The 11897-nt window shown below is 39.4% G+C and carries 10 protein-coding genes and 1 pseudogene; 3 read left to right on the forward strand and 8 right to left on the reverse strand.

Annotation, left to right across the window (positions count from 1 at the left end; translation table 11 throughout):
- Positions 1 to 370: 370 nt before the first annotated feature.
- The 8 genes and pseudogenes from KX581_RS04030 to valS form a co-directional block, all read right to left on the reverse strand.
- Positions 371 to 1161: pseudogene (locus KX581_RS04030) on the reverse strand (NYN domain-containing protein).
- Positions 1162 to 1788: 627 nt separating this feature from the next.
- The gene (gene rplS / locus KX581_RS04035; RefSeq protein WP_120873096.1) at positions 1789 to 2145 is read right to left on the reverse strand and encodes a 50S ribosomal protein L19; all 357 of its coding nucleotides are present in this window, start codon (positions 2143 to 2145) and stop codon (positions 1789 to 1791) included.
- 21 nt (positions 2146 to 2166) lie between these two features.
- Positions 2167 to 2856 (reverse strand): tRNA (guanosine(37)-N1)-methyltransferase TrmD, encoded by a 690-nt coding sequence (trmD, locus tag KX581_RS04040; RefSeq protein WP_120896333.1) that lies wholly within the window; start codon positions 2854 to 2856, stop codon positions 2167 to 2169.
- Entirely contained in the window at positions 2857 to 3411 is a 555-nt protein-coding gene (gene rimM / locus KX581_RS04045; RefSeq protein WP_180510949.1) for a ribosome maturation factor RimM, read from the reverse strand.
- Positions 3412 to 3759, reverse strand: a complete 348-nt coding sequence (locus KX581_RS04050; protein WP_180510947.1) for a KH domain-containing protein — start codon at positions 3757 to 3759, stop codon at positions 3412 to 3414.
- Positions 3760 to 3775: 16 nt separating this feature from the next.
- Positions 3776 to 4006 carry a 30S ribosomal protein S16 gene (rpsP, locus tag KX581_RS04055; protein ID WP_000216126.1) on the reverse strand — a complete coding sequence of 77 codons (231 nt, stop codon included), beginning with the start codon at positions 4004 to 4006 and terminating at the stop codon, positions 3776 to 3778.
- 73 nt (positions 4007 to 4079) lie between these two features.
- On the reverse strand, positions 4080 to 5426 hold the full coding sequence (gene ffh, locus KX581_RS04060) for a signal recognition particle protein (protein ID WP_231175660.1): 1347 nt from the start codon (positions 5424 to 5426) through the stop codon (positions 4080 to 4082).
- Between the two features lie 14 nt (positions 5427 to 5440).
- Positions 5441 to 8059 (reverse strand): valine--tRNA ligase, encoded by a 2619-nt coding sequence (gene valS, locus KX581_RS04065; RefSeq protein ID WP_231175661.1) that lies wholly within the window; start codon positions 8057 to 8059, stop codon positions 5441 to 5443.
- Between the two features lie 136 nt (positions 8060 to 8195).
- Here valS and fliW point away from each other — a divergent pair, with 136 nt between their 5' ends.
- From fliW to hopI, 3 genes are all read left to right on the forward strand, one after another.
- The gene (gene fliW / locus KX581_RS04070) at positions 8196 to 8603 is read left to right on the forward strand and encodes a flagellar assembly protein FliW (protein WP_001105840.1); all 408 of its coding nucleotides are present in this window, start codon (positions 8196 to 8198) and stop codon (positions 8601 to 8603) included.
- Between the two features lie 11 nt (positions 8604 to 8614).
- A complete protein-coding gene (murG, locus tag KX581_RS04075) occupies positions 8615 to 9676 on the forward strand; it encodes an undecaprenyldiphospho-muramoylpentapeptide beta-N-acetylglucosaminyltransferase (RefSeq protein WP_231175662.1) in 1062 nt (353 codons plus the stop codon).
- A 107-nt stretch (positions 9677 to 9783) separates the two neighbouring features.
- Positions 9784 to 11880 carry a Hop family outer membrane protein HopI gene (gene hopI / locus KX581_RS04080; protein ID WP_231175663.1) on the forward strand — a complete coding sequence of 699 codons (2097 nt, stop codon included), beginning with the start codon at positions 9784 to 9786 and terminating at the stop codon, positions 11878 to 11880.
- Positions 11881 to 11897 lie beyond the last annotated feature (17 nt).

Consider the following 11897-nt stretch of genomic DNA (forward strand, 5'->3'; position numbering starts at 1 on the left):
GCTTAGTTTTCAAAGATCGTTTGCTTTTAATCAGCTATCCTTGTAAGGTATCAAGCGGCTTTTTAAAAGCCCTTGCTGAAACAAGGAAATGAAAGTATAGTCATACAAAGCTTAAGGTTTGCTTAAACTATAAAAATTTTTGACAGAGTAAGTTAAAATTTTAAAATAATTGGGTTTTGAGAAATCTAAATACCGCCAAAAACACGCGCACATTCCCCATAAAACCACTATTATAAGTGCTAATTTATCTCTGTTTTCAAAAATCACTCCATAATAGAGAGCAAAAAGTGAAATCATGGATTAGAAAAATCCGCTTAAGCTAACCCTTTTAAATTGGGTGCTTTTTTGTCCCCTTGGTGGGGGAAATACGTTAGTTCTTCTTAAAGAGTTGGTCTTTAAATGGGTTGTTGAAAGGCTCGTTGGGGGAAAAATTCTTTTTCTTGGGGGTGTACTGATTTTTTGGCAAGTTATCTACAATGTCAGCGACACTGTGCTCTCTCACATTGCAAGACTTCTTCAAGTCTGAAGGGACAGAATTGGGACTTTCTTGAATGTTGGCGATGAAGACTTCAAAGCCTTTCTCCCAAGCGGCTTCTAACACAGGCACAAAATCAGTATCCCTACTGAACAGCAAAATACACCCTCCTTGTTTGGTGCAATACAGCTTGGTAATATCGTGCGCCAACAGCGCATCAACTTGTTTTTGACGCAACTTTAAGTAAGGTATGAAAATCTTGGCTTCTAGACCATTATAGACTTCTTTGTCTTCGAACTTATAAACGAATTTGAACTTTATCCGCCCGACTCGTAATTTCACTTGATTTTGTTGGGCGATCGCATGGTTGAAAGATTGGATAATCCCTGATTTATTCACTTTTTCCTCATATTCTTTAGGATTCTTCTCTTTATACTCCTCAAGTTCTTCGTTTTTATTGCCCTTGATTCTAGGTTCAACTTCTGTGAAAGACTCAGATACATAAAATAGATCCGCTTCAATTTCTCTTCAGGCTCCAAAAACGAACGGATTAGCGCTAAGAGTTGATCGGGATTGTTGAAATTAAAATTAGGCTCTTTTAAACGCTCATCCGTTTCTTGGATTGCTTTCAAATCGGCGAGAAGATTTTCCCAATCCACAAAAATCGTGGTTTCAGTTTTTTCCATGCTTTCTCCCAAAATATGAATTTTGCCATAAGGGTTGAGTATAGCATGGGGATTTAAACATGCCTTGTTTTTTAAAATAAAATAAAGGTTCTGTTCTCATCAAGCAGACACTCAAAGCCTTAATTAATTTCTTTCATTTTTTAAAAACTTTATAGTAAAACTTTCTTGAGAATATGAGGGGATATTTCGCACTTTAATGTTCTTTCAAACCCTTTAAATCCCCTAACCCAATCGCTTTTTCAAGGAGTTATCGTTTAACTTGCGTCAAGCTTTTTGTATTTTAATGGTAAAAAACGCTTTTTAACCTTTTTTAAAATTTGACAACCAACGCCCCATTAAAAAACAGAGCCAAAAATTCAGTTTAACAAACAGCAAGCTAGAAAAGAAGCGATTAAAGCTTTGCCTTGAAAAAAAAACGAACACCAACGCTAAAAAGAGTTTAGAGTTTTAAAAAAGTCGGTGGTAAAACTAAAAAGGGATTAAAAAACTCTTTTTCAAGCCAATCCAATCCATTTAAAAAGTTCTACACTAATTTTAAGAGAAGCGGTTAAAAAACGGATTTCAACCCCTAAAGAGCGTTCTACCCATCGGCATTGATTGAAGCATGACTGATAAAAAGCCTTGAAGTTAATGGCGGACTTCTTTAATCCTTGCTGCCTTACCTCTCCTATCGCGCAAGTAGTAGAGCTTCGCGCGGCGCACCCTGCCCACGCGCAACACCTCAACGCTCGCCAAACTTTCGCTATAGAAAGGGAAAATTTTCTCCACGCCGATATTGTTAGCCCCTATTTTACGCACGCAAAAAGTCTTATCCACGCCATTGCCTCTAATCGCAATGCACGCGCCCTCAAAATACTGAGTTCGTGTTTTTTCGCCTTCTTTAATGGTGATACCCAATCTCAAAGTATCGCCGGCTTTAAATGCTGGCATGGTCTTGCCTTTTAATTGAGCGTCTTCAAACTGCTGAATGTAGCGGTTTTTCATGTGTTTTCCTTAATGTCAATTTCATGATTTGTGCTGTTTGAATAAATCAAGGCGGTAGAATTTCGTCCTTAATTTTGACAAATCAAGTTTTAGTTGCTTGATTTTAGCATGATTTCCTTTAGAATATTCTAAAGGGGCAGGGATTTTATTGATTTCTTTGGATTTAAAAACAGCGTTAGCGAAATTAGGGGCTTCCAAATAATGGTTTTCAAAGCTCTCATTTTCTAAAGATCGGGCGTTACCCAAAACCCCTTGAATGTAGCGAGCGATACTATCTATCAAGCACAACGCCCCAAGCTCGCCCCCTGTTAAAATAAAATCGCCTATACAAAAAACCTCATCAGCGTCAAGTTCAATAGAGCGTTCATCAAATCCCTCATAACGCCCGCACACCAAAACGACATGCTTTTTTTGAGCCAAACGCATCGCATCTATTTGCTTGAAAGGCTTACCCACCGCGCTTAAAAAAATCGTGTGTTTAGGGTTTTTAACAGAATGGAGCGCGTTTTCTATCATCTCAGGGTCTAAAATTTGCCCCGCACCCCCACCAATGAGCGTGTGATCCGCTTTTTGATATTTATTGGCGCTAAAATCCCTAAGGTTTAACACTTCCAATTCAAAAAGATTTTTTTCTAACGCTCTTTTTAAAATAGAATCTTCAAAATAAGGCCATACGAGTTGCGGGAAAAGGGTTAAAACGCTGAATTTCACTCAACTATTCTCTAAAAGCGTTTTAGCGTTATGGGTGGTTATTTTTTTGTCTTGCAAAAGGATTTCTTTGATATAAAAATCCCTATAAGGGATTAAAAAAATCTTAGCCAAACCTTTTTCAACCAAACTTCTCGTGGTTTCAACCATGAAATAATCTGTTTGAGAAATCCTTTGGATTTCTATGACTTTCCCTAGAATCTCGTTTTCTTCCACCACGCTAAGCCCTACTAAATCGCAATAAAAAAACTCCCCCTCTTTTAAAACACAGAGTTTCTTGCTCTCTGCTTCGCTCATAAAAAGCCCTAAATTAGTCAGCTCTTTAGCCTTTTCGGGCGTGTGGATAGTTTCTAAAAACAACAAATTTTTGGCATGCTCATAAGAATGGATCACATAGTCTTTAAAAGAAGAAACACAAGAGAAAGCGTTGATTGGAGCGACACTCACCTTAACGCCCTTTTTTAAGCACTCCGGAAAATCGCTCTCTAAATGAAGCTTTAACCCCCCATTAAGCCCCACGCTTTTACCAATTCTACCCACTAAAAGCATAGAAACCATTCAAGGCGTTTGATCGCCTAAAACATGGGGATTTTTACCGCCGTTTTTACTAGCAAAAACAACAATCTTATAAGAAAATCCGTCTTTGGCTTTCACACCAGAAACAAACGCCTTAATCGCGCTCACCATTTTGCCCTCTTTACCGATCACATGCCCCATGTCTGATGGGTGGGTATAAATAGTGATTTGTTTGACTTTATCTTCTAAAAGCGTGTGCTCTACGCTCAAAGCTTGAGGAAAAGAAACAACCTTTTTTAAATATTTTTCTAAAAAAGTTGCCACGCAATACGAATAGTCCTTACACTCAGCTTGAGAAAAAGGCGTGTTCAAAGGATCTAATTCGCACATTTAGCCTCACAAAACCTTAGATTTTTTGAGAAAGTTTTTCCACCCTCTCGCTCATTTTAGCCCCCACGCCTTTCCAGTAATTCAAGCGCTCCTTATCAATTTTAATATCTTTAGGCTCGCTTAAAGGGTTGTAATACCCAATGGATTCAATCCAACCTCCATCCCTTCTTTTCCTAGAATCGGTTACCACCACTCTGTAAAAAGGCTTTTTCTTTCTCCCAATGCGCGTGAGTCTGATGACTGTCATTACAAAAATCTCCTAAAATATTCATATTAAATTTGAGATTATACAACAAAAGCGCCTAAAACATGCTTAAAAATCAGTGCATTTTAGGGGGTGTTTGATTTTTAGCCTGACTCATTAGATTCATCAAATCGCTAATGCCCTTTTTATTCGTTAAGCGTTTCGCCATTTTACTCGCTTGATCAAAGCGTTTGATGATGCGATTGATTTCAGACACTTCTAAGCCGCTCCCTAAAGCGATCCTTTTTCTTCGGCTGCCGTTTAAAATCTCGGGATTTTCTTGCTCTTTTTTGGTCATGGAATTGACCATAGCCTTGATTTTTTTCACTTCTAAAGAGCTTTCTAAATCCGTGTCTTTCAGCGCGCTTGCCATATTCCCTAAACCTGGAATCATAGAGATTAGAGAACTCATAGAGCCTAATTTTTTCACCTTTTCAATTTGGTTTAAAAAATCGTTGAAAGTGAATTGCCCTTTTTTGAGCTTTTTGCTTAAATCTTTGGCTTCATTAGGGTTTAAAACGCTGGCGGTTTTTTCAGCGAGCGAGACAATATCTCCAGCCCCCATCAAACGCCCCACAATCCTTTCAGGCACAAACACATCTAAATCAGGGATTTTTTCCCCGCTCCCAATAAACCGCAAGGGTAAGCCCAATTGATAAGTAATGCCTAAAGCGATACCCCCTTTAGAATCGCTATCAAATTTGCTTAACACCACCCCACTCACACCTATTTCTTCATTAAAGGTGTTCGCGCTTTTGACCCCATCTTGCCCGCTCAATGCGTCTGCAACATACAGCACTTCATGGGGGTTTAAGACTTCTTTGACTTCTTTTAATTCTTGCATAAGCTCTTTATCAATGGCTAAACGCCCCGCGCTATCCACGAGCAAAACATCAAATTGCGCTTCTTTAGCCCTTTTTAAAGCGTTGTTGGCGATTTCTTTCACGCTTTTATTTTCTTCATAAAACACTTCCACGCCCACCTGTTCGCCCAAAACCTTTAATTGCTCCACTGCCGCTAAGCGTTGCAAATCGCATGCGCATAAAAGCACTTTTTTATTTTTGGTTTTTAAATAATGAGCGAGTTTAGCGGTGGTGGTTGTCTTACCGCTCCCTTGCAAACCGGCCATTAAAACCACGGTGGGGGGCGTTTGAGCGAAAGTGAAACCACTGCTCCCTTTAGCGCTTAAGATTTCTAACAAACTCTTTTCTAAAGCGTCTAAAAATTGCTGCTTGCCAATGCCACTCGCTTTAGTCTGGCTTTCCACTTTTTTGAGCAATTCTCTAGCCACTTTATGATGCACATCGTTTTTTAAAAGCGTTTTTTTCAATTCGTCTAACGCTCTGTCTAGCGCTTTTTCATCATCTTGAAAGCGGATTTTATTGAGCGCGTTTTTAAACCCATCGCCTAATGCTTGAAACATTTTTTATCCTTTTATTATGGTTGTTCTAACAAATCCAATTCTTGCTTAATTTTACTTTCTTTTTCTAAAAGCGTTTTTAAACTCTCTTTGGCTTTTTCTAGCACGCTTTTAGGCGCGTTTTTGACAAAATTTTCATTGTGCAAATTGAGTTTTAGTTTTTCTTTTTCCAATTTTTCCAACTGCTTTTTTAAACGAGCAATGAGCGGGCTTAAATCAAGATTTTCTAAATCCGCATAAGTTTGGCAAAATTCCCCCACATCGCTCACGCTTTTTAAAGGCTTATAAGTTATCACGCTGACTTTTTCTAATTTCGCTAATTTTTGGGCGTAAGTTTGCAAACGCTCTGTATTTTCTATTTTCTCCCTTAATCCCACGCTCGCTTCTTTTAAAACAATCGGTGGGGTTTCTAGCATGATTTTCAAACGCCTTAAAGACACAATGCAATCTTTGATCACTTCAAATTCATGCTCTAATTTTTCATCTTGCGCCAAATCTTTAGGGTAAGGCATGACCATGATAGATTCAGTGCTTTCTAGATCCGTGTTACTGAGCTTGTGGTATAAAGATTCGCTGATAAAGGGCATGAAAGGGTGCAAGAGTTTTAAGGCCTCTTTTAACACGCTCCCTAATTCGTCTATCGCTTCATTTTCCACTTTAGAAAATTCAATGAACCAGTCGCAAAATTCCCCCCACAAAAAGCGGTACAATAAAGTCGTGGCGTCATTAAAACGATAATTATCTAAAGCGTTACGAACCTCTTTAGTAACAAGATTCAAGCGCGATTTCGCATAACGCCCCAAAGGCGTTTGGTATTCGTTCAAACGCTCTTTATCTTTGAAAGATTCTTGTTTGAGCTTCAAGTAACTCACCGCATTGAAAATCTTGTTGGCAAAATTCTTGTTATTTTCTAAATGCGTAGTAGAAAGCTTAATGTCTCTGCCCGTAGCGCACAAATTGGCTAAAGTGAAACGCAAACTATCTGCACCGTATTTTTCTATCATCTCTAAAGGATCGATCACATTGCCTTTAGATTTGCTCATTTTTTCACCCTTTTCGTCCCTAACCAAGGCGTGCAAGTAAATATCTTTAAAAGGCAATTCGCCTAAAAGCGACTCGCTGCAAAAAAGCATTCTGGCCACCCAAAAAAAGAGGATGTCAAACCCAGTAATGAGCGTTGTGTTAGGGTAGAAATCTTTCAAATCGTTTTCATTAAACAAATCGCTTTTTTCTTGCCCCCACCCCAAAGTAGAGAACGCCCATAGCCCTGAACTAAACCATGTGTCTAGCACATCTTTATCTTGCTCTAGTTTTTCACTCTTACAAGTAGGGCAGCTTAAGGGGGTGTCTAGGCTTACAAACTGGTGGTTATTTTCACAAGTAAATACCGGTATTTGATGCCCCCAAAACAATTGCCTGCTGATACACCAAGGGCGTAATTCTCTCATCCAAGCGTTATAATTATTGATCCAATTAGAAGGGTAGAATCGCGCCAAACCCTGTTGGATTTTTTCAATAGAACTTTGAGCGATCTCAGGCTTGACAAACCATTGCTTAGACACATAAGGCTCTACCACATTATGACAGCGATAGCAATGCCCCACTTGATGCGTGTGCTCTTCTATCTTTTCCAATAAGGCGTTTTCTTTTAATTTTTCTATGACCTTATCTCTGGCTTTTAATCGTTCTAAATTTTCAAACTCCCCGCAATGCGCGTTTAAAATCCCCTTTTCATCAAAGATTTTAATCATCTCCAAATGGTGGCGTTTGCCCACTTCATAATCGTTAAAATCATGCCCAGGGGTAACCTTCACACACCCTGTGCCAAACTCCATTTCCACATGCAAATCAGCGATAATAGGGATCTTGCGATTAATTAAGGGCAAGATCACTTTTTGCCCCACTAAATGCTTGTATCTCTCATCATTAGGATTGACCATGAGCGCGCTATCGCCAAACAAGGTTTCAGGGCGTGTGGTAGCCACCACTAAATAATCTTTTTGATTTTCTAAATAATATTTAATATAATACAACGCCCCCTTACGCTCTTCATACTCCACTTCAATATCGCTTAACGCCCCATCTTTAGTGCACCAATTCACCATGTAATTATCTTGAATGATTAAGCCTTTTTCATACCATTTCAAAAACGCCAATTTAACCGCTCTTTGCAAGCCCTTATCCATCGTGAAACGAGTTCTAGAAAAGGCCGCGCTCACGCCTAAACGCTTCATTTGCTCTAAAATCGCTCCCCCGCTCTTTTCTTTCCATTCCCACACTTTTTGAACGAACGCTTCACGCCCTAGATCTTCTTTTTTAATCCCTTGATTTAAAAGTTGCTTTTCTACGACATTTTGCGTCGCAATGCCGGCGTGATCCAACCCTGGCTGATACAAAGTCTTATACCCGTCCATGCGTTTGTAGCGCACTAAAATATCTTGCAAACTTAAAGTTAGGGCATGCCCTATGTGTAAGATGCCAGTCACATTAGGAGGGGGCATCATCAAGCAAAATCGTTTGTTTTTTTCTTGGATCGCTTCATTGCCATCAATTTCAAAATACCCCCTATGAGAGCAAATTTCATAAATCTTTTTTTCTATCTCTTCTGGTTGGTAGGTGGTGGGTTCTTGTTTCATTATTATCATTATCCTAAAATAGAGCGTTCCTTAAAAAATGGTTGGATTTGGAACGCCTTTTGCTTTTACGCTTTTAATTGTTGCGTATTTTTTAAAAATTATACAACAAAGCATTTAAATTAAAAAGGATAGTCCAGTGAATTACTTTTTAAAAGCCCCTATTTTAGGATTTGAACATATCCATGAAGTGCGTTTGGAAAAAATTGATTCCTTATTCAGCCGATTAATTGGCCAAACCAATTCCCCCATGGCGTTGGATATGGTCTTAGTGAATCCTTATTGTTTGAGAGAATACAGCTTTGTGATACCCAAATACATAGAATTACTGCTAGAATTAGATTCTCATTCCAAAGTTGAGGTGTATTGCGTGGTCGTGTTGCAAAAAAATTTGGAAGATTCTATGGTTAATTTCTTAGCCCCTTTGGTGTTTAATTCCAAAAATGGCTTTGGCGCTCAAATCGCACTTTCTATGATGGATTATCCGGATTTTGGCTTTAGAGATCCTTTAAAAAGCTTTGTGATTCAAGAAAGAGAACGAGCTTAAGGGTTTTTAGCATGAAATTCGCTCTCACAGGGGGAGGCACAGGCGGGCATCTCTCTATCGCTAAAGCCTTAGCCATAGAATTAGAAAAACAAGGCATAGAGGCTATTTATTTAGGCTCAACTTATGGGCAAGATAAAGAATGGTTTGAAAATAGCCCCCTGTTTAGCGAACGCTATTTTTTCAACACGCAAGGCGTGGTCAATAAAAGCTTTTTTAAAAAAATAGGCTCTTTATTCTTGCAAGCTAAAGCCACATTTAAGGCTAAAGAAATCTTAAAAAAACACCAGATCACGCACACCATTAGCGTGGGAGGGTTTAGCGCAGGGCCGGCGAGTTTTGCAAGCTTACTCAATAAAATACCCCTTTATATCCATGAGCAAAATGCGATTAAAGGCTCTCTTAATCGCTACCTTTCCCCTAAAGCTAAGGCGGTGTTTTCAAGCTATACCTTTAAAGATAAGGGAAATCATGTTTTAACCTCCTATCCCGTGCAAAACGCTTTTTTTGATTTTGCTAGGACTCGCACTGAAATCAAGCATATTTTATTTTTAGGCGGTTCGCAAGGGGCAAAAGCGATCAATGAATTCGCTTTATTAAACGCTCCTAAACTCACCAAACAAGGGATTAAAATCACGCATATTTGCGGCTCAGACGCTCATGAAAGAATGCGTTTTTTTTACCAGGAATTGGGGCTGTTGGATAAGGTAGAATTGTTTGCTTTCCACAATAACATCACAGAAGTCATGCACAGGGCGGATTTGTGTGTGAGCCGAGCGGGTGCTAGCAGCGTGTGGGAATTGTGCGCCAATGGCTTACCCACGATTTTTATCCCCTACCCTTTTGCGAGCAATAACCACCAGTATTACAATGTCTTAGAATTTGAAGAAGAAAACTTATGCTATGTCGTGCCTCAAAATGAATTATTGCCTAAAAAACTCTTTGAAGTCATTAGAAAACTCAACCAAAAAGATGATCAAGGCAATAAAAACCTCACCACTATCAGCAACAAATTGCAACAAAAAATCGCTAAAAACGGCGCAAAAACCATCATTGAAACGATTTTGAGCGCCTAAAATAGCCCATTTTAATCAACAATTAAGCGACCAACCATTAAACTTAAGCGACAAATAAGATAAAATTTAGGATAGCTCAAATCTTTTAAAGAGAAAAGGATAACCCCTTGCAAGACTTTATTTTTAATAAAAAATGGCTTATCTGTTCTAGCCTACTCCCCTTATTTTTTCTTAATCCCTTAGCGGCTGAAGATGATGAGTTTTTTATGGGGGTGAGTTATCAAACTTCTCTAGCCATTCAAAGGGTGGATAACTCAGGGCTTAACGCTAGTCAAGACGCATCCACCTACATCCGCCAAAACGCTATCGCTCTAGAATCTGCGGCAGTGCCTTTAGCCTATTATTTAGAAGCGATGGGGCAACAAACTAGAGTTTTAATGCAAATGCTCTGCCCTGATCCTTCTAAAAGATGTCTGCTCTATGCGGGGGGCTATCCTAAAGAAAATAGTGGCGATACAGGCAACAACCCCCCAAGAGGCAATGTCAATGCCACCTTTGATATGCAATCTCTGGTCAATAATTTAAACAAGCTCACCCAACTCATCGGCGAAACTTTAATCCGTAACCCTGAAAATCTTTCTAACGCCAAAGTCTTTAATGTCAAATTCGGCAATCAAAGCACTGTTATTGCATTGCCTGAAGGTCTAGCTAGTGTCATGAACGCTTTAAACAATGATATTACCAACGCTTTAACCACGCTCTGGTATAACCAAACCTTAACGAATAAATCTTTTAGCACCCCTGATGGCAGTCCTGTAAATTTTAGCCCTAAAGTCTTGCAACACCTTTTACAAGACGGCTTAGCCACAGCAAGCGGTAATCAAACCATTTGCAGCACTCAAAACCAATGCATGGCTACTAATGAAGCTAACTCTATCGCTCAAAACGCCCAAAACATCTTCCAGGCTTTAATGCAAGCAGGGATTTTAGGGGGCTTAGCCAATGAAAAGCAATTTGGATTCACTTACAACAAAGCCCCTAATGGCAGCAATTCCCAACAAGGCTACCAAAGCTTTAGCGGCCCAGGTTATTACACCAAAAACGGCACTAACACCACGCAAGCGCCCTTAAAAGTATTACCCGCTGGAGCGACAATTGGATCAGGCAATGGCCAATACACCTACCACCCTAGCTCGGCAGTCTATTATTTAGCGGATAGCGTCATCGCTAATGGCATCACCGCTTCTATGATTTTTTCAGGCATACAAAATTTCGCCAATAAAGCCGCTAAACTGACAAGCACTTCAAGATATAGCCAGATTCAAGAAGCGATCAACTATGGGGAAAGCTTACTTAATAACACCGTAGCGTATGGGGATTTCATCACCAATTGGGTCGCCCCCTATTTGGATTTAAACAATAAAGGTTTGAATTTCTTGCCTAATTATGGAGGGCAATTGAATGGCACTAATAATCAAACCCCACAAAATCATTTAACCCCACAACAAGCCCAACAAGAGCAAAAAGTCATCATGAACCAGCTAGAGCAAGCCACAAACGCCCCCACCCCCGCGCAAATAGACAAGATCTTAGCCAACCCCTATTCCCCCACGGCAAAAACTTTAATGGCTTATGGGCTTTATCGCTCTAAAGAAGTGATTCATGGAGTGATTGATGAAATGCAAACTAAAATAAATCAAGTCTATCAAATGGGCTTTGCTAGGAATTTTTTGGAGCATAACTCTAATTCTAATAACATGAACGGCTTTGGCGTGAAAATGGGCTATAAGCAATTCTTTGGCAAAAAGCGCATGTTTGGGCTTAGGTATTATGGCTTTTATGATTTTGGTTACGCGCAATTTGGCACAGGACCTTCTTTGGTGAAAGCCACTCTCTCTAGCTATGGGGCAGGCACAGACTTTCTTTATAATGTTTTTACCCGAAAAAGGGGGACTGAAGCGATAGATATAGGTTTTTTTGCCGGTATCCAACTTGCAGGGCAAACCTGGAAAACGAATTTTTTAGATCAAGTGGATGGCAACCATCTTAAGCCCAAAGACACTTCTTTCCAATTGCTTTTTGATTTAGGCATAAGGACTAATTTTTCCAAAATCGCTCATCAAAAAAGATCCCGTTTTTCTCAAGGGATAGAATTTGGCGTTAAAATACCGGTGCTTTATCACACCTATTACCAATCAGAAGGCGTTACAGCGAAGTATAGAAGAGCCTTTAGTTTTTATGTGGGCTACAACATAGGCTTTTGATTAAACAAAATAAGGGA

The sequence above is a fragment of the Helicobacter pylori genome (genome assembly GCF_021062735.1).
GTDB lineage: Bacteria > Campylobacterota > Campylobacteria > Campylobacterales > Helicobacteraceae > Helicobacter > Helicobacter pylori_DN.